Origin of the sequence: Cobetia sp. UIB-001 (assembly GCF_044789135.1) — a bacterium.
GTDB classification, from domain to species: Bacteria; Pseudomonadota; Gammaproteobacteria; order Pseudomonadales; family Halomonadaceae; genus Cobetia; species Cobetia amphilecti.
The window spans coordinates 1,378,344-1,398,071 of sequence record NZ_CP058244.1 but is presented as its reverse complement, the minus strand read 5'-3'; the positions used below and the strand labels follow the sequence as shown (position 1 = coordinate 1,398,071).

At 63.8% G+C, this 19,728-nt stretch carries 13 protein-coding genes; 3 read left to right on the top strand and 10 right to left on the bottom strand.

The genetic code is table 11. The annotated features are described in order from the left end of the window. Window positions 1–203 precede the first annotated feature (203 nt). Entirely contained in the window at window positions 204–1,565 is a 1,362-nt protein-coding gene (locus tag HA399_RS05910) for a sodium:alanine symporter family protein (RefSeq protein WP_225996440.1), read from the bottom strand. Window positions 1,566–2,450: 885 nt separating this feature from the next. Between HA399_RS05910 and gcvH the strand changes: the two genes are divergently transcribed. Together gcvH and gcvP are read left to right on the top strand one after the other, a co-directional pair. Beyond that, window positions 2,451–2,843, top strand: coding sequence for a glycine cleavage system protein GcvH (gcvH, locus tag HA399_RS05905; RefSeq protein WP_404326394.1), 393 nt, complete (start codon window positions 2,451–2,453; stop codon window positions 2,841–2,843). Window positions 2,844–3,154: 311 nt separating this feature from the next. Further along, complete coding sequence (gene gcvP / locus HA399_RS05900) at window positions 3,155–6,049, top strand: aminomethyl-transferring glycine dehydrogenase (RefSeq protein WP_215824173.1); 2,895 nt, start codon at window positions 3,155–3,157, stop codon at window positions 6,047–6,049. Window positions 6,050–6,222: 173 nt separating this feature from the next. Here the strand turns inward: gcvP and HA399_RS05895 are convergent, their stop codons facing one another. The 7 genes from HA399_RS05895 to HA399_RS05865 form a co-directional block, all read right to left on the bottom strand. After that, window positions 6,223–7,875, bottom strand: a complete 1,653-nt coding sequence (locus HA399_RS05895; protein ID WP_225348116.1) for an ABC transporter substrate-binding protein — start codon at window positions 7,873–7,875, stop codon at window positions 6,223–6,225. A 314-nt stretch (window positions 7,876–8,189) separates the two neighbouring features. Further along, on the bottom strand, window positions 8,190–10,220 hold the full coding sequence (locus HA399_RS05890) for a DUF4955 domain-containing protein (RefSeq protein WP_404326392.1): 2,031 nt from the start codon (window positions 10,218–10,220) through the stop codon (window positions 8,190–8,192). 156 nt (window positions 10,221–10,376) lie between these two features. Next, on the bottom strand, window positions 10,377–10,649 hold the full coding sequence (locus HA399_RS05885) for a DUF2160 domain-containing protein (protein WP_043334560.1): 273 nt from the start codon (window positions 10,647–10,649) through the stop codon (window positions 10,377–10,379). A gap of 73 nt (window positions 10,650–10,722) precedes the next feature. Then, the gene (locus HA399_RS05880) at window positions 10,723–11,523 is read right to left on the bottom strand and encodes a carbohydrate ABC transporter permease (RefSeq protein ID WP_043334505.1); all 801 of its coding nucleotides are present in this window, start codon (window positions 11,521–11,523) and stop codon (window positions 10,723–10,725) included. 11 nt (window positions 11,524–11,534) lie between these two features. After that, on the bottom strand, window positions 11,535–12,404 hold the full coding sequence (locus tag HA399_RS05875) for a carbohydrate ABC transporter permease (RefSeq protein WP_043334509.1): 870 nt from the start codon (window positions 12,402–12,404) through the stop codon (window positions 11,535–11,537). Further along, complete coding sequence (locus HA399_RS05870) at window positions 12,404–13,618, bottom strand: ABC transporter ATP-binding protein (RefSeq protein ID WP_404326391.1); 1,215 nt, start codon at window positions 13,616–13,618, stop codon at window positions 12,404–12,406. Before HA399_RS05870 ends, HA399_RS05875 begins: the two co-directional genes overlap by 1 nt. Beyond that, a complete protein-coding gene (locus HA399_RS05865; RefSeq protein ID WP_404326390.1) occupies window positions 13,618–14,772 on the bottom strand; it encodes an ABC transporter ATP-binding protein in 1,155 nt (384 codons plus the stop codon). The genes HA399_RS05870 and HA399_RS05865 overlap by 1 nt, the downstream gene beginning before the upstream one ends. Window positions 14,773–15,408: 636 nt before the next feature. On the opposite strand from HA399_RS05865, the gene HA399_RS05860 reads away from it, so the two are divergent. After that, entirely contained in the window at window positions 15,409–17,355 is a 1,947-nt protein-coding gene (locus HA399_RS05860) for a sigma-54-dependent Fis family transcriptional regulator (protein ID WP_404326389.1), read from the top strand. Window positions 17,356–17,569: 214 nt separating this feature from the next. Here HA399_RS05860 and HA399_RS05855 read toward each other — a convergent pair whose 3' ends face one another. Then, entirely contained in the window at window positions 17,570–18,421 is an 852-nt protein-coding gene (locus HA399_RS05855; RefSeq protein ID WP_043334517.1) for an ABC transporter permease, read from the bottom strand. A gap of 3 nt (window positions 18,422–18,424) precedes the next feature. Next, window positions 18,425–19,726 carry an ABC transporter permease gene (locus HA399_RS05850; RefSeq protein WP_054556762.1) on the bottom strand — a complete coding sequence of 434 codons (1,302 nt, stop codon included), beginning with the start codon at window positions 19,724–19,726 and terminating at the stop codon, window positions 18,425–18,427. Window positions 19,727–19,728: the final 2 nt, after the last annotated feature.

Sequence of the window (19,728 nt, the reverse complement as noted above, 5' to 3'; positions counted from 1 at the left end):
CTCCAGGTTGGCTTGCGATGACTCTCAGAGATGGCACCCGAACGGCACACGCTCTCTGGAGGCTTGTTGTCATGGGCACTGCTCTCAAGAGCACTGCCGATTTGAACAGGGCGCCCTGCGCCTGCACCGCCCAGGTCAGGTGACCCGAGCGATGCAGAAGGCAGTCAGTGGCACGGTAGGGCCAGGCGAGTCATCAGCGTCGTTCAGCGATCTTCGCCAGCCAGCACTTCCTTGCCATCAAAATAATCACGCGTCAGCTTGAAGACCACCGGCGACAGCAGCGCCAGACCGATCAGGTTCGGGATCGCCATCAGCGCATTGAAGGTGTCCGCCATCAGCCAGATCAGGTCGAGCTTGGCCATCGCCCCCAGCGGAATCGCGATCACGAACACGATGCGATACAGCATGATGGCACGCGTACCGAACAGGTACTGGAAGCACTTCTCACCATAGAAGGACCAGCCAAGGATGGTGGTGAAGGCGAAGACCGCCAGCGCGATGGCCACCAGGTGGTTGCCCACGCCCGGCAGCGCCTGATCGAAGGACATCGAGGTCAGGGCCGCGCCGGTTTCCCCGGAAGACCACAGGCCGGAAGTGATGATCGCCAGCGCCGTGATGGTGCAGATGATGATGGTGTCGATGAAGGTCCCCAGCATCGCGACCAGACCCTGACGGACCGGGTTCTTGGTCTGCGCCGCCGCGTGGGCGATGGGCGCACTGCCCAGGCCCGCTTCATTGGAGAAGATACCGCGCGCCACACCGAAGCGGATGGCGGCCATCACCGCTGCCCCGGCAAAGCCGCCGGTAGCCGCGACCGGATTGAAGGCATAGGTGAAGATGAGACCGAAGGCATGGCCGATCTGGTCGGCGTTGATCACCAGGATGATGATGCCGGCCAGGAAGTAGGCGATGGCCATGAACGGCACCAGCTTGCCCGCCACGCTGGAGATACGCTTGATGCCACCGAGAATCACGGCGCCGGCCAGCACCATCATCACCACACCGGAGACCCAGTGCGGGATGGCGAAGGACGTTTCCAGCGCGTCCGCGACCGAGTTGGACTGCACGGTGTTGCCGATGCCGAAGGCCGCGAAGCAACCGAAGAAGGCGAAGGCACCACCCAGCCAGCCCCACTTGGCGCCCAGACCGTTGCGGATGTAGTACATCGGGCCACCGACATGGTTGCCGGTGTCATCGACTTCACGATAACGCACGGCACACACGGCCTCGGCGTACTTGGTCGCCATGCCGACCAGCGCGGTGATCCACATCCAGAAGATCGCCCCCGGGCCACCCAGCGCGATGGCGGTTGCCACGCCCGCGATGTTGCCGGTGCCGATGGTCGCCGACAGCGACGTCATCAGGGCATTGAAAGGAGAAATCTCGCCGTCGCCATCCTTGCCCGGCGCACGACCATTCCACAACAGCTTGAAGCCGGTACCCAACTTGCGAAGCGGCATGCCCTTGAGGCCTGCCTGAAGATAGAAGCCGACCCCGAGCAACAGGATCAGCATCAATGGGCCCCAGACGACGCCATTGATGGCACTAAAGACGGAACTGATCATTTCCACGCAGATTTCCTCCGCTGAATTGTTGTTATCACACGATGCGCAGTGACTCGTGGCGGTGCCATCCCCAGGCGGGTGATCGACCCGCGACGAGCCTCCCACGGCATTTTCACCGTTGGGACAGCTCACATTAGCGGAAGCTATCTCACTTCACTAGCCCAACAGGGCTTTACGCTGGCAGGTGAGGCAATCATTGCGTAAAAAGTACGATGAGACTGCGCCAACTCGCATGTTTCATCGCCTCATCGTGTCTTCTGGCAGCAGATCCTGCGCCGGGTGATCTCGAGACTGGCGAAAAAAGTCTCACAACAAACCGAGCCGAATGACGAGCTAGATGCAGAGCCGCATGCCCGACGCGGTCACGCTCAGGTAAAGACTCTCTCAGTGCCACCAGCGCTCTCATGCGCTCTGATCAGGTTCGCTCTGCTTGAACGCATCAGGCATTGACAGCCGGGTCTTCACGACACAACATGGAAACAAGTTTCCGATAAGAAACTGTCGGCACCATAACGCGAGTTTGAGCGCCTCGCAACAGTGACTCGGACATCCTCGCCCACTGGCGCGACCGATCTCCCGCGCTGCTGCGCTGCACTCAACCTCTTACGAGGTGTCACGGCGCGCTGGAAAGGCGCCGGGCGGCCTGGCCAGCGATGCACAGCCATGGGCCAGGCAAGCCCGTGATGGCGGGCTTCATGAGTGAACCACGCAAGACACTGGACGCCCGAAGAGTGACAGACCACGATAGAGGTACGGCCGTCAGCAATACACGCCCAAAGTCGTAGCATCACGCGGCAGTCTGCCACTGCCACACGCCGGGACCTTGGGGCATAATGACGTACCGATTCCCTGAATCAGAAAATCTTTTCACATAGGAAAACACTCATGAGCAATATTCCCGCCACGCTGAAGTACACCGAGAGTCACGAGTGGGTTCAGGACAACGGTGATGGCACCGTGACCATCGGGATCACCGACCACGCCCAGGAAGCGCTGGGCGATGTCGTCTTCGTCGAACTGCCGGAAGTCGGCCGTGAGCTGGCGCTGGAAGAAGAGTTCGGGGTCATCGAGTCCGTCAAGGCGGCCTCTGATCTGTACGCGCCGCTGGCCGGTGAAGTCATCTCCGTCAACGAGAGCCTCGAAGACGCGCCGGAATCCGTCAACGAAAGCCCCTATGACGATGCCTGGATTCTGAAGATGAAGGTCGCTGACAGCGCCGAACTCGACAAGCTGCTCGACGCTGATGCCTATTCTCAGCTGGTCGAAAGCGAAGCCTGATCGCCGTCAACCTCCTGTCCATGCCGCAGACGCTCAGGGCAGGAGGTTTCAGCGCCTTTCCGCGCTCGCATAAAGTCGCACTCGCGCACAGCCACCCTCGTGACTGCGCCACCCCGTTTCGATGGCACGACACCCCTGACACGACCGCTCTTGCAGGTCGCGCGGGGAGTGAAGCAACTGCAGCATGCTCGGCAGTGATGTCGATGCCCCCATGATTCCCGACGCCCTGCCCGCCGCTTCCTCGCTGGCACGGTGATGTTCCTCCCGCGGACTGCCCTCTGCAGTCCCCGTTGCAGCACAGGATTTCTTGCATGGCTCACGAGACGCTTACCCTGGCCCAGCTGGCCGGACACGACGATTTCATCTCCCGCCACAATGGGCCGACCGATGCCAATGTGACGCGCATGTTGGCGACGCTGGGCGAAGAGAGCATCGCCACGCTCATCGACCGCACGGTGCCCACCGCCATTCGTCTGGGCCGTGAGCTGGATCTCGAAGGGCCACGCACGGAATCCGAAGCACTGGACTACCTTAAGCGCCTCGCGCGTCAGAACAAGGTGTTCAAGACCTATATCGGCCAGGGTTACCACAACACCCACCTGCCGGCGGTCATCCAGCGCAACGTGCTGGAAAACCCGGGCTGGTATACCGCCTATACGCCGTATCAGCCGGAAATCGCCCAGGGCCGTCTCGAAGGGCTGCTCAACTTCCAGCAGGCGGTAATGGACCTGACCGGCATGGAGCTGGCCAACGCCAGCCTGCTGGACGAAGCCACCGCCGCTGCCGAGGCCATGGCGCTGTGTCAGCGCGGCAACAAGAAGAGCAAGAGCAAGCGCTTCTTCATCGCCGATGACGTGCTGCCGCAGACCCTGGACGTCATGCGCACCCGCGCCGACTACTTCGGCTTCGAGCTGATCATCGATGCCGCCGAGAACGTCGGCGAGCACGATATCTTCGGCGCCCTCTTCCAGTATCCGGGCAACACCGGCCAGGTGCGCGACCTCGCGCCGCTGCTGGACGCCGCGCGCGCCAATGGCGCGATGAGCGTGGTGGCCGCCGACCTGCTGAGCCTGGTGCTGCTCAAGTCGCCGGGCAGTCTCGGCGCCGATATCGTCGTCGGTACCTCCCAGCGCTTCGGCGTGCCGATGGGCTTCGGCGGCCCGCACGCGGCCTTCTTCGCCACCACTGACAAGCTCAAGCGCTCCATCCCGGGCCGCATCATCGGCGTCTCCAAGGACTCGCGCGGCAACCCGGCGCTGCGCATGGCGATGCAGACCCGCGAGCAGCACATCCGCCGCGAGAAGGCGACCTCCAACATCTGTACCGCCCAGGCGCTGCTGGCCAACATCGCCGGCTTCTACGCCGTCTATCACGGTGCCGAGGGCCTCAAGCGCATCGCCACCCGCGTGCATCGCCTGACCAGCATTCTCGCCGAGGGCGTCAGCCGTTGCGGCATGGCACTGGCCCACGACAGCTGGTTCGACGCCATCACCGTGACCGGCGTGGATGAGGGCAAGATCCACGGTCGCGAGCTGACCCACGAGATCAACCTGCGCCACCACGGCGACGGCCGCATCACCATCAATCTCGACGAGACCACCACCGCCGCTGACGTCGGCGTGCTGTTCGACGTGCTGCTCGGCGAGGAGCACGGCCTGTCCGTCGCCGCACTGGACCAGGACCTGCTGGCCAAGGGCGCAAGCGCGATTCCGGCGGCCTGCCAGCGTGACAGCGACTTCCTGACCCACCCGACCTTCAGCCGCTACCACTCGGAAACCGAGATGCTGCGCTACCTCAAGCGCCTGGAGAACAAGGACCTGTCGCTGACCCACGCGATGATTCCGCTGGGCAGCTGTACCATGAAGCTGAACGCCACCACCGAGATGATCCCGGTGACCTGGCCCGAATTCGCCAACGTCCATCCCTTCGCACCGTCGGATCAGGTAGTCGGCTACAAGCAGATGATCGATGAGCTGTCGGCCTTCCTGGTCGAGATCACCGGCTACGACGCCATCTCCATGCAGCCGAATTCCGGCGCGCAGGGAGAATACGCGGGGCTGGTCGCGATCCGTCGCTACCAGGCCTCCATCGGCGAAGGCGCGCGCGACATCTGCCTGATCCCCAGCTCCGCCCACGGCACCAACCCGGCCTCGGCCGCGATGGCCGCCATGAAGGTGGTGGTGGTCGAGTGTGACGCCAACGGCAACATCGACATCGCCGACCTGCGTGCCAAGGCTGAACAGCACAGCGACAAGCTCTCCGCGATCATGATCACCTACCCGTCCACCCACGGCGTGTTCGAGGAAACCGTGCGCGAGGCCTGTCAGGTCGTTCACGATCACGGCGGCCAGGTCTACATCGACGGCGCCAACATGAACGCTCAGGTCGGCATCTGCCGCCCGGGTGACTTCGGCGGCGATGTCTCGCACCTCAACCTGCACAAGACCTTCTGCATTCCCCACGGTGGCGGCGGCCCGGGCATGGGCCCGATCGGCATCAAGGCCCACCTGGCGCCGTTCGTCTCCAACCACGTGGTCACCCCGCTGGAAGGCGTGAAGCCGGAGTGCACCGCCGTCTCGGCCGCCGCCTTCGGTTCCGCGGCGATCCTGCCGATCTCCTGGGCCTACATCAAGATGATGGGCGCGCAGGGGCTGCGTGAAGCCACCGAGCTTGCGATCCTCAACGCCAACTACATCGCCACGCGTCTCGATGGGCACTATCCGGTGCTCTATCGCGGCAAGAACGGCACCGTGGCGCATGAGTGCATCATCGATATCCGCCCGCTGAAGGCCGCTTCCGGCATCAGCGAGGAAGACATCGCCAAGCGTCTGATCGACTACGGCTTCCACGCGCCGACCATGTCGTTCCCGGTGGCGGGCACCCTGATGGTCGAGCCCACCGAGTCCGAATCGCTCTACGAGATCGACCGTTTCTGTGAAGCGATGATCGCGATTCGCGCCGAGATCACCCGTGTCGAGCAAGGTGAGTGGACACTGGAAGACAACCCGCTGGTACACGCGCCGCACACCCAGGCCGACCTGATGGACGCCGAGTGGACGCGCAGCTACTCCCGCGAGATCGGCGCCTTCCCCAGCGAGCACGTCAAGGCTGCCAAGCAATGGCCGGCGGTCAACCGGGTCGACAACGTGCACGGCGATCGTCAGTTGATCTGCTCCTGCCCGAGCATCGATCTCTATCGTGATTGAGAGCCGTGACTGAACGCGGTAATTAAAAGCCGTAACGGTAAGCCAGCAATGAGAAAGTGATGAAACGCTGTCGCTGATCGCTCTGGCACAAAAACGCCCCTGCCGGGAAACCGGCAGGGGCGTTGTCGTTGCTGCTGTCTTTCAGGAAACTGCTCGAAGGCGCACTGTCGCGCTTACTCCTTCCAGCTCTTGAGCAGCTCGTCGTAGGCGATGGTCTCGCCCTTGGGCTTCTCGTTGTCCAGCTTGGCCTTCGGCGCACCCGGCTGGGCGAACCAGTACTCCGCATCACGCTCCTCGTTGAGCTTCGGCCCACAGTTGTCCATCACCTTGGCGCGCTCGAGACGCTCGAGAATGCGGTCCTGCGCCTTGGCCAGGCCATCGAGGGCTTCCTGCGGCGTGGCTTCGCCACTGGCGGCCTGGGAGATGTACTGCCACCACAGCTGGGCAAGCTTCGGGTAATCCGGCACGTTGGTGCCGGTCGGCGACCACTGCACCCGCGCCGGGCTGCGATAGAACTCGACCAGACCGCCCAACTTCGGCGCGGCATCGGTCATCGCCTGGGACTGGATATCCGACTCGCGGATCGGCGTCAGCCCTTCCAGGGTCTTCTTGAGCGAGACGGTCTTGGCGGTGACGAACTGCGCGTACAGCCAGGCCGCATGACGATTCTTCTCCGGGGTGGAATCGAAGAAGGTCCAGGCGCCCACGTCCTGATAACCAAGCTTCATGCCCTCTTCCCAGTACGGGCCATGCGGCGACGGCGCCATGCGCCACTTCGGCGTGCCATCGTCGTTGACCACCGGCAGGCCATCCCGCGTCATGTCGGCGGTGAAGGCGGTGTACCAGAAGATCTGCTGGGCGATGTTGCCCTGGGACGGCACCGGACCTGACTCGGAGAAGGTCATGCCCTGGGCTTCCGGCGGTGCGTACTTGCCCAGCCAGTCGACATACTTGGTGGTGGCATAGACGGCCGCCGGGCCGTTGGCCGCGCCGCCACGCGTCACCGAGGAGCCCACCGGCTGACATTCCTCGACACGAATGCCCCACTCATCCACCGGCAGGCCGTTGGGCAGGCCCTTGTCGCCGGCACCCGCCATGGAGAACCAGGCATCGGTGAAGCGCCAGCCGAGTGACGGGTCCTTCTTGCCGTAATCCATGTGGCCGTAGACCCGCTCACCGTCGATTTCCTTGACGTCATTGGTGAAGAAGTCGGCGATGTCTTCATAGGCCGACCAGTTGACCGGCACCCCCAGCTCGTAGCCGTACTTGTCCTTGAACTGCTTCTTCAAATCTTCGCGCTCGAACCAGTCGGCACGGAACCAGTAGAGGTTGGCGAACTGCTGGTCCGGCAGCTGATAGAGCTTGTCATCCGGGCCGGTAGTGAAATCCAGCCCTATGAAGTCGTCCAGATCCAGCGTCGGCGAGGTGAAGGCCTTGCCGTCGCCTTCCATCATGTCGCTGATCGGCACGACCTTGCCATAGCGGAAGTGCGTGCCGATCAGGTCGGAGTCGTTGACGTAGCCATCGTAGATATTGCGCCCGGACTGCATCTGGGTCTGCAGTTTCTCGATGACGTCGCCTTCCTGGATCAAGTCGTGGGTCAGCTTGATGCCGGTGATCTCGCTGAAGGCCTTGGCCAGCACCTTGGACTCGTATTCATGGGTGGTCAGGGTTTCCGATGCCACCTTGATTTCCATGCCGCGCAGCGGTTCAGCGGCCTTGATGAACCATTCGAGCTCGGACATCTGCTCGTCCTTGCTCAGCGTGGAGGGTGAGAACTCCTGATCGATCCACTTCCTTGCCGCATCCTGATACTGATCGGCCATGGCCTGACTGGAAAGGCCGGCGAGCCCCGCCGCCGTGGCGAAGGCGATGGCGTAACGCAGGCGTGCGGGTCGAATGATGTGCTGACTCATGGGATGTCCCTTCATTGGCGTTATTGTTGTGTCGCGTCTTCCAACAACCACTTCCGTCAATCACGTGTCGCGCGGCGCGATTCGCCGCCTTGCTTGCTCTCGGTGCTGCTCGTCCTCCTGCCGTTGCGATCGGCTGTCGTTGGCTGCTGCTCTGTTGTCCTTGCTGCCCTGATTGCTCTGATTGCTCTGATTTCTCTGATGCCCTGATGCTCAGCGGCTTGCTGTCACTCTCGCGTCTCATGCAGCAGCTCGTGCTGGGCGCGGTAGAGCGAGGCAGGCTTCACGGCCTCGCCCGGCGACTCGACGCGGGCCTGCAAGGCATCCATCGGCGGCAAGGGGGCATACTCGGTCACGCCCTTGGCATTCATCACCCGGGCATAGTCATGGCGATTGGCGATGCCCAGCGCATGCCCGGTCGCCCCGACGACCGTCGGCATGATCACCTTGCCGAAGTGAGAATCGGCGCGCATGAAGGGCCAGGCAGCATGCGGCTTGCCGGTATTGACCGGGTTCCACAGCACCAGCCCGCGCAGATGATTGGGCTGATGGCCGATACTGGCGCCCCAGCGGTCGCGCACATGACCGCCACGCTTGCGATCGAACACGTTGTCGCGCGATTGCTGACCATGCAGCTCGATACCACTGTCACCGGCGTGCTCCAGTTCAAGGTAGACGTTATGGGTCGCGTAGCGGGCCACCCCGGGCGCATGCCAGGCATGACTTTGGTCGACTACCTGGCGGGCCAGTACCTGATTGCTGTCACTGATCGTCATCGCGATATGCCCGGGCTTGCCGGTCATCGTCACGTCTTCGAGTGTCAGCTGTGAGCTGTGGCGCACCTTCACCCCCTGATTGAAACTGTCGAGCCGTACGTCACGTACCCAGCCATCCGTGATGCCATCCAGGTCCAGAAGGCCGAAGCCGCTATCATCCTCGGCGCTGCGGTGGTGCTTGAAGTGCCCCCGCCAGTTGCCCTTGAGCGTGATGCCCTGCGCCCCGACTTCCCGCGCCGGGTGCAGGCGTGCGATGCGCCACTGCTCACCGGGAAAGCGCTCATGCACCACCGGCAGCGAGAGCGTGAGGCGCTTGCCGTCACGTGCCACCACGCGGTAGCGCGCCCGCTTGATCACTCCGTCACGCTCGATCAACCAGCGTGACTCGCCGGTGCTGGCGTCCTTTTCCATCTGATAGGGCGCCAGGGCACGCGCCACTGACTCAGGCCGCTTGTCGATGCTCTCCAGCAGCACCTCATCGCCTGGCGCGAGCGCTGCGCCATCGGCCTCATCCGTCTCATCCGCCAGCGTGATCGTGTCCTGCGTATCAGCCGGCTGCCGGTGGCTCGTCGGCGTGACGGCTTGCCATTCTTCCTGCTTGCCACCCTCGGCCAGATTGCCCAGATGCAGCAGCCAGGGAGTGCTCCAGTACCAGCTGGCGTGCAACGGCAGCATCGGCCGGGTCTGCTTGAGGTGAGTGACATCACTGCCCGCGCCCATCAAGGTCCAATGACTGCCTGCCAGACTCAAACCCTGCATCTTGAGCAATGCCTCGCGCAGCGCCTGCTGGTGTTCTGCGTCCGCCACCGCGGCTTTCAGTGCCACCAGGCGGGAGTGAAACCAGTCGCGCTCGGCCGCCCCATACACCACGAAATCCCCCGCCGGGAAATACAGCACGCCGCGGCGCGCCGGGCGGTCAGCGTCATCATTGCCCTGACGTTGCCAGTCACGCATGGCGGCATGCGCCTCGAGAATGGCGCGGCGATCACTCAGGGTGTCACTGCCATCCGCGCCGTAGGCCGTGACATCGAACCGGCGCAGCACGCCCTTTTCGCTCTCACCTGCCGTGCCCGCTCCAGTCGCTTCACCCTCGTCACGGGACTCGAGCTCAAGCGCCGGTAGTGCCTCGCCCTGGTGGTAGCCGGCGCGGGAAACGTCAGGCAGTGGCAGTGGCTTGCGCGCCTCGGGTGGGCGGGTCTGGTTGGCCTGCCACACGCGCTGATACTGCTGCCACAATGCTGATTGCCCTGCATCTTCCGTTTCGCCATTCCCGACCTGCTGATCAGGCGTCGTGGTGCCCGGGGTGTCGAGCGGTGTACCGGCCCACCAACCGAGGGCGACAACGCAGGCAATGCTCAGTCCTGTCACGCCCGCCCAGAGACGACGGCGGTTCTTGCGGCCCGGCGAGGGAGAATCGCCATGCGAAGCCCCCTTTGAAGCACTATCAGTAGACGAGCGATGCGGTGAGCGAGATGACGACATGCAACGAGATTCCAGAGCGGCGAATGACACTGGCGGATGCCAGCCAGAACCGCTTGGGACTCCCCTCAGGCTGTCCGGTTCCGTGTTGCCACCGGGCGACGCTGCCTGTCGTCAGCGCTCTCTCCTCTCCACATCTCCCCGCATGTCATCCCCACTTCATCCCCACTTCATCAACACCAGCATCCAGACGACACACACGATGCTGATCATCCACAGCACCTGATCGGTAAAGCCCAACCACAGTAGATGCAGCCAGCCGCTGGAGAGCAGCCCGATGAACAGTCTGTCGCCCCGTGTGGTCGCGATGGGCAGAAATCCCTGACGACTCAGCGTCGGGGTCACGAACTGCCAGGCGGTCATGCCCAGCAGCAGGGTGCCGATACCGGCAAAGAAGAGTGACGTGGGCAGTGTCCAAGCCATCCATTCCATCATCATGTCCTCTTGTGGGCCGCCAGCAGAGACTTGCTGACGGCAATGACAGCGGCGCTCGTCCTGGTGCCGATCACACCCGGCCCAGGGCGAAGCCCTTGGCGACATGGTTGCGCACGAAGTAGATCACCAGAATGCCGGGAATCAGCGTCAGGGCACCGGCGGCGGCGAGCACGCCCCAGTCGATGCCCGAGGCCGAGACCGTTCGCGTCATCACCGCCGCTATCGGTTTCGCCTCCGTCGAGGTCAGGGTTCGCGCCAGCAACAGCTCCACCCACGAGAACATGAAGCAGAAGAAGGCGGTCACCCCGATGCCCGGGCGAATCATCGGAATGAACAGCGTCAGGAAGAAACGCGGGAAGCTGTAGCCGTCGATATAGGCCGTCTCATCGATCTCCTTGGGCACGCCGGACATGAATCCTTCCAGAATCCAGACCGCCAGCGGCACGTTGAACAGACAGTGCGCGAGTGCCACCGCCAGCGGAGTATCGAACAGTCCCACCGAGGAATAGAGCTGGAAGAACGGCAGCAGGAAGACCGCCGGCGGCGCCATGCGATTGGTCAGCAGCCAGAAGAACAGATGCTTGTCGCCCAGGAAGCGATAGCGCGAGAAGGCATAGGCCGCCGGCAGCGCCACCGCCAGCGAGATGAGCATGTTGAGCACCACGTAGCTCATCGAGTTGAGGTAGCCCATGTACCAGCTGGGGTCGGTGAAGATCACCCGATAGTTGTCGAAGGTGAAGTTCTCGGGCCACAGGGTCAGGCCGCCGAGAATCTCCTGATTCGACTTGAAGGACATGATCAGCAGCCAGTAGATCGGCACCAGCAGGAACAGCAGATAGATCGTCATTACCAGACGCTTGCGTGTGGTCATCACTCGTCTCCTCAGGCGTCGTCACTGTCCTGATGGGTCATGGCGGTATAGAACAGCCACGAGACCAGCAGGATGATGAGGAAGTAGATCAGCGAGAAGGCAGCGGCACGTCCGAGATCGAACTGGCCGATCGCCATCTGGGTCAAGGTCTGGGACAGGAAGGTGGTGGTGGTACCCGGCCCGCCACCGGTGAGCACGAAGGGCTCGGTGTAGATCATGAAGCTGTCCATGAAGCGCAGCATGATGCCGATCAACAGCACGCTCTTGAGCTTGGGCAGCTGGATGTAGCGGAACACGGCCCAGGGCGAGGCACGGTCGATGCGCGCGGCCTGGTAATAGACATCGGGAATGGCACGCAGCCCCGAATAGCACAGCAGCGCCACCAATGACGTCCAGTGCCAGACATCCATCACCAGCACCGTCACCCAGGCGTCTGCCGGATTGGAGGCGTAGTTGTAGTCGATACCCAGCTGGCCCAGTGCCCAGCCGTAGAGACCGATGTCCTCACGACCGATGATCTGCCAGATGGTGCCGACCACGTTCCAGGGAATCAGCAGCGGCAAGGCCAGCAGAATCATGCACAGCGAGACCATGAAGCCCTTGCGCGGCATCGAGAGCGCCACGGCGATCCCCAGCGGAATCTCGATGGCCAGCACCGCGAAGGAATAGACGAACTGGCGGATCAGCGAGTCGTGCAGGCGCTCGTCACGCAGGATCTCGCGATACCATTCGGTGCCGACGAAGAAGCGCGTGGAGGGATCGAAGATGTCCTGCACCGAGTAGTTGACCACCGTCATCATCGGGATGATGGCCGAGAATGCCACCACGATGACCACCGGCAGCACCAGCCACCAGGCGCGATTGTTGTGTGTGCGTTGCATCAGGCGTTTCCTCCCGGCCGCTGGTCATCTTCCCCTCTGGCAAAGCTGTCCGCCTCGCCACTGTCATGCGCGCCAGCCTGAGACAGATCCAGCAGATGCTCATCGAGATAGAAGCGTTGCCAGCGGGCCGGCAGACGCAGGCGCACGCGGCCTGTCGGCAGCGGCGCATCTTCCTCGATGCGCACCTTGAACAGGCAGCCGCCACCGATGTCGAGATCCACCACCTTGTAGGTGCCAAGATCCTGCACCAGCGTGACCTGACCACTCAGCCAATGCTCGCGGGTGTCGGGAACCGCCGCCGCTGGTGAACTGTCGCTGGCCTCGAGCTCGACGAATTCCGGGCGAATGCCCAGCTTCAACTCGCCCTTGCGCTCCGCCAGTATCGCCAGCAGCGCCCGTGGGAGATGCAGCAAGGGTGCATCCTCCCCCGTGCCGAGCCGCACGCCCTGCGACTCCAGCGTGATGCTGGCCAGGTTCATGCCCGGCGAGCCGATGAAGTAGCCCACGAAGGTGTGAGCGGGGTCCTCGAACAGCTCGCGCGGGGTGCCGAACTGCACGATGCGGCCTTCGTACATCACCGCGATCTTGTCGGCGAAGGTCGAGGCCTCCAGCTGATCATGGGTGACGTAGACCATGGTGATGTTGAACTGCTCATGGATCTGCTTGAGCTTGCGGCGCAGCTTCCACTTGAGGTGGGGGTCGATGACCGTCAGCGGTTCATCGAACAGGATGGCGGCCACGTCATCGCGCACCAGCCCACGGCCCATCGAGACCTTCTGCTTCTCGTCGGCCGTCAGGTTGCTGGCTCGCCGCGTCAGCAGGTCTTCCAGCTCCAGCACCTGGGCGATCTCACGCACCCGGGACTGCACCTTGTGCTCCGGCTGGCGCTGATTGCGCAGCGGGAAGGCCAGATTGTCGAAGACCGTCATGGTGTCGTAGACCACCGGGAACTGGAACACCTGGGCGATGTTGCGCTCTTCCGGCGGCAGCCGATTGACCACGCGATCATCGAAGCGCACCTCGCCCTCGGAGGGGGCCAGCAACCCGGAGATGATGTTGAGCAGCGTGCTCTTGCCACACCCCGACGGGCCGAGCAGTGCATAGGCGCCGCCCTGCTGCCAGACATGATTCATGCGCCGGATGGCGTAATCACTGTCCGCGGTGGGCGCCGCCAGGTAGCTGTGCGCCAGATCATTGAGGTGTATTTCCGCCATCAGGCCAGCCCTCCGCCAGTCGTGGTGGGTCGCTCGGGCGAGCGGATCAGTGCCCCATCGCCATGCTGTTCCGCCCCGTCACCGCCATCGGCGGCATAGACGAACAGCTTGTGGGCGGGGGCATAGACGCGGATGGCATCATCCACGGCGAAGTCGTGGATACCGGCCAGATGCAGGACCAGCGAGTGATCGGCATTGCTGACATGCAGGAAGGTCTCGGAGCCGGAGATCTCGGCGATATCCACCGTGACGGCGAACTCCAGATCATCATCGGCCAGCGGTGCCAACCCCAGATGGCTGGGGCGGATACCGAAGCGATAGGCCCCGCTCTCGATCCCCGCCAGTGGCGCGGGCAGCACGAAACGGCTGCCCTGCTCGCCGGCACTGGCCGCGCCGGAGAAAGCCAGCTCACGCCCGCGCACCTCGGCCTCGAACAGGTTGATCTGCGGCTCGGAGTAGAGCTTCGCCGCCTCGACACTCAGCGGATGATGGTAGACGGCTTCGGTAGGCCCGGACTGCAGCACCCGCCCTTCATGCATCAGGGTGGTGGTGCCGCCGAGTGCCAGCGCCTCGCCGGGCTCGGTGGTGGCGTAGACGGCAATGGTGTTGCGGGTCGCGAACAGGCTGCGCATCTCGTGGCGCAGTTCTTCGCGCAGCTTGTAGTCGAGATTGACCAGCGGTTCATCGAACAGCACCAGGTCGGCGTCCTTGACCAGCGCCCGCGCCATGGCCGTGCGCTGCTGCTGACCACCGGACAGCTCCGCTGGCTGACGCGCAAGGAACTGCTCGATATGCAGCATCTCGGCGATCTCGTGTACGCGGCGGCGGATTTCCCCGGGCGCCATGCGCGCCAGCTTCAAAGGCGAGGCGATGTTGTCGTAGACGCTCAGGCTCGGGTAGTTGATGAACTGCTGATAGACCATCGAGATGTTGCGCTCGCGCACCGGACGGCCGGTCACGTCCTCGCCGTTCATCACGATGCGCCCGTCACTGGGCACATCGAGACCCGCCATCAGGCGCATCAGCGACGTCTTGCCGGACAGGGTGCGTCCCAGCAGCACATTGAAGGAGCCGGGCTCGAAGGTCAGGTCCACCCTGTCGATATGGGTCTCGCGGCCAACCCGGCGGGTGACCGCCTCAAGGCTCAAGGACATGGCGCTGTCTCGTCTGGTGAAAGTCATCGGGGCAAGGACACGGCCAACCACTGCCGAGTGTTCACACCCACCTGGTGACTATCCTCAAGCGAACCCTGTGCCAGCCGCGCGCAACCCCCTGCCCACAGACAGCCTCCATCGCCCCTCGGAGGGCGCCGGATTCCGCTCTTCTGTCGATCATTCAGCCACTTGCCAGATGCGACCAAGGCAGGGGCAGACCATGGTCTAGCCCGTCATCCGCCGCGTCTGCCGCTACTCTGATGAACAGTGTCTGAACACTGGAGTCCTCGGAACTGAACACTCACCATGCACAAGTGAACATTGCCGTGAACACTCCCCCAGACCGAAAACAGCATCGATAACAGCACCCATAACAACAGAGGCCTGAAAAGCCCGCCGCACAAGGGACGTCGCATGCCACTACCCCACGCCGCCAAGCACTCAGCGCGCCACGCTGCTCATCATTCGGCCAAGCATCCAGCTCGCCACGCGGAGGATCAGGCGCTCGATCGAGGCGCCGCCTCCGCAACGTCTGCGGCTGCTCTGCCCTCTTCTCTTCCCTCGGCGCTGCCGCCCTCAACCCTCAGGTGTCCGCCGGAGGAGCTCGTCTGGCGTCAGCGTCAAGCCGCCAGCCTGATGACGACGGTGGCGTCAGCGGTGGCCGGCCATACCCTCAACCTGCTCGATCACTGGCAGGCGTGTCTGGTACTGACCGACCGCGACGGCGTGGTGCTGGCAAGCTACGGCCATCAACAGCTGCTGGGCAATGACGCTGCCCTGTTGCACCCCGGCGCGCGCTGGCGTGAGGAGTCGCTGGGTCACAACGCCATCGCCGAGACCCTGAATGCGCCGCGCGCCAATCGCCTGGCACGCATCGCCCTCGAAGCGCATGACGCCGAATGCCTCAAGGGGCTGGCCAGCGCCAGTGCCGCATTGCTGGCCCCCGCCAGTTGGAGTGCCAGTCGCGGGCTGACGCCCGGCGCCTGCGAGGGGTGCCTGGGGCTGATCTGCGATCCCTACCGTGTGCGCCAGTACAGCCTCGGCATGCTCGGCGTACTGGCGGATGACATCGAGCAACGCCGTCTGAGCGAGGCGCATGGGCACGACCATCACCTGTTGCGCCTGCATCTCAACCGCTCGCAGCTGGACTCGCCCAGCGCGGCCCTGCTGGCCATCACGCCGCAAGGTCAGGTCGCGGCTGCCAGTCGCCGGGGACTGCAGCTGCTGGCGGCTCACCTTGAACTCACGCCCGCCTCCGACAGCGCAGACAACGCATCGAACAGCGCGGCCAATGCATCGAACAGCGCGGTCAATGCATCGAACAGCACAGCCCATGCAGCGGACAGCGACAGCTGTGCCACCCGCGATGACATCCACCTGCTGCTGGGCCAGCCGCTGGCACGCTGGCAGCTGGACTGGGCACCGCTGGCCCAGCTTGCCGAGGCGCAGTGCCTGACGCTCACGCAGCACCCGCGCTTCACGGGCTACACCCTGTGCGCAGCCCCGCCCAGGCCACGGGTCGTGGCCCGCGCGCCAGCCAAGCACCCAGAAAGCCAGCCACCGGCCGAGACCGCTACTCGAGAGACTGCGTGCCACCCGAGCCTTGCGCGCCTGCATCATGGCGATGCCGGCTGGGCCAGGGTCTGCGAACTGCTGACGCGGCTGGTGAACGCCCGCCTGCCACTGCTGCTGCAGGGCGAGACCGGCGTCGGCAAGGAGGAAGTGGTCAAGGCGCTGCATCAGGCCAGTCATCGCGCCCATCAGCCGTTGGTCGCCATCAACTGCGCCGCCTTGCCTGATGAGCTGGTCGAGGCCGAGCTGTTCGGCTATCGGCGCGGCGCCTTTACCGGTGCCGACCCCGCCGGACGCGAAGGCCGCCTGCTCGAGGCCAATGGCGGGCGCCTGTTCCTGGATGAGATCGGCGACATGCCACTGCATGTACAGGCGCGCCTACTGCGCGTGCTGCAGGAGCGTGAAGTCACCCCGCTGGGCGGCGGCAAGCCGCAGCGGGTCGATTTCGAACTGGTCGCCGCCACCCATCAGCCCCTCAGCGAGCTGGTCAAGGCCGGGCGCTTCCGGGCAGATCTCTACTATCGCCTGTGTGGCGCCACCATCGCCCTGCCGCCGCTGAGGGAGCGTCACGATATCGCCGGCCTGAGTCGTGCCCTGCTGACCAGGCTGTGCCGGGAGCAGCAACGTGAGCTGCCGCGCATCACGCCCGCCTTCCTCGATCGCCTCACCCAGCATGACTGGCCCGGCAACGTGCGCGAGCTGGACAACGTGCTGCGTCTGGCGCTGGCACTGTGCGACGGGCCGGCCCTGGAGCCGGCCCATGTGATGCTGGCAGGCGACTGCCTTGCCTCGCAGAATGACTGTCACGCAGCAGAGGGCGACTGTCCCGCAGCAGAGGGCGAGATTGCCCACCAGCCCTCGCAACCGAGCGGCCTGCCCTCGCTGCATGATCTCTCCAGTGCCGAGGAGCTGCAGAGTGCGCTGGACGCGCTGGGCGGCAACGTCTCGCGTCTCGCGCGGGAGCTGGGCATCAGTCGCACCACGCTCTACAAGCGACTGGGCGCGGCCTGACGCAGCAGGCTCTTCCTCAAGCCCTGTCTCCAAGTCCTGTCTCCAAGCCCTGTCTTCAAGCCCTGGCCCTGAAACGCCCGTGCCCCCGCAGACAGACTCTGCGGGGGCGCGGGCGTTTCATACGACTCCTGTTTCTCACAGCCATCAAGCGCTCAGCACTCAAGAGCAGAGGCCAGACGCCAGAGGACAGACGGCAGAGGGTCGAGGACAGTGCTCAGCTCGGCGTCAGGCCGCGCAGACGTTCATTGCGGCGGCGAATCAGCTCCAGTGTCGTCAGCAGCAGGATCGAGACCAGCACCAGCAGCGTGGCCACCGCCAGAATCGTCGGGCTGATCTCCTCGCGGATACCGGACCACATCTGGATCGGGATGGTGGTCTGCGCCGGCCCGGCGATGAACAGCACCACCACCACCTCATCGAACGAGGTGATGAAGGCGAACAGCGCACCGGACACCACCCCCGGCGTCACCAGCGGCAGGATGATGCGGAAGAAGGTGCGGCTCGGACTGGCCCCCAGCGAGTGTGCCGCACGTGTCAGCGAGTGATCGAAGCCGGACAGCGTCGCCGTCACCGTGATCACCACGAAGGGAATGCCCAGCGCCGTATGCGCCAGAATCACGCCCAGATAGGTCTGGGTCAGCCCCAGTTTCGAGAAGAAGAAGAACATCGCCGCGGCGCTGATGATCAGCGGCACGATCATCGGCGAGATCAGGATCGCCATGATGGTGTTGCGAAACGGCATGAAGCGACTGGAAAGCCCCAGTGCGGCAAGCGTGCCCAGTACCGTGGCCAGCACCGTCGCGCACACCGCCACGATGATGCTGTTCTTGATCGAGCGCATCCACTCATCCGAGGTGAAGAACTCCTGATACCAGCGCAACGAATAGCCCTCCGGGTCCAGCGACAGCATCTTCTCCGAGAAGGTGAAGTAGGGTTCGGCATTGAACGAGAGCGGAATGATCACCAGGATCGGCCCGATCAGGAACAGGAAGATCAGCGCGCACAGCACGCAGAACACCCAATGCCAGATCCGCTCACCACGAGTTGCATAGGAAGGTATGGCCATCTGTCACCCCAGTTTGACCTTGTCCACACCGATCAGACGGTTGTAGACGAGATAGAAGAGGATCACCACGACCAGCAGTATCGAGCCAATGGCCGCTGCCAGCCCCCAGTTGAGCGAGGTCTGCATGTGATAGGCGATGAAGTTGGTGATGAAGCGGCCCGACTGCCCGCCCACCAGTGCCGGCGTGATGTAGTAGCCGATGGAGAGGATGAAGACCAGAATCGAGCCCGCCCCGATGCCCGGCAGGGTCTGCGGGAAGTAGACGCGCCGGAAGGCGGTGATCGGCCCGGCGCCCAGCGAGCGCGCCGCATGCATGTAGCTGGGCGGGATGGTCTTCATCACCGAGTACAGCGGCAGGATCATGAACGGCAGCAGGATGTGGGTCATCGCGATGATGGTACCGGTCTTGTTGTAGATCATCTGGATACGCGCCTCCTCGGCGAGTATCCCGACACCCACCAGCATGTCATTGAGCACCCCCTGCTGCTGCAGGATCGCGATCCAGGTGGTGGTTCGCACCAGCAGCGAGGTCCAGAACGGCAGCAGCACCAGAATCATCAGCAGATTGCCGCGACTGGCTGGCAGGGTCGCCAGCAGCCAGGCCACCGGATAGGCCAGCAACAGACACAGCCCGGTGATCGCCGCGCTCATCCAGAAGGTGCGGATGAACAGCGAGACGTGGATCTGCAGATACTCTGGTTTCTCGACGATCTCGCCTGTCGGTGAGAACTGGCGATCCACCGCCGCCAGATAGTAGGAAGCGGTGAGAGGCGACGATTCGCGTTTGATCAGACGCCAGATATCCGGGTCCTCCCAATCCTCATCGGCCTTGATCAGCGCGGCCTTGTAAGGGGCCTCCATGCGACCGGCACGGCGGGCGCTCTTCATGAACAGCGACCGCATGCCGGACTTTTCGTAGTTGAGACGCGAGGCGACACGCCCGAGATTGCGCGCCTTGAGTCCCGCGGCCAGGTCCTGCGCCAGGGCGGCGTAGGCGGCCTCTTCCGGCAGCCCTTCGCCGTCCCAGTCGACCAGCACCTCGCTGGTGCGTGGCAGATAGGTGGAAACTTCCGGGTTGTCGACACTGCGTGACAGCATGTCGAAGATGGGCATGACGAATGCCAGCCCGATGAAGACCAGCAACGGTGCCACCAGCAGCAATGCCTTGATGCGGCTGCGGCGGATGGCGCGATTGAGGCTCTGTTTCAGCGGTACGCCATCGGCGGTGGTCAGCGCCGCGCCGGGGGCACCATTGGGGTCATGTGCTGCGCTTCCGGACGTGGCCGGGGCGGAGGAATCGCTCATCC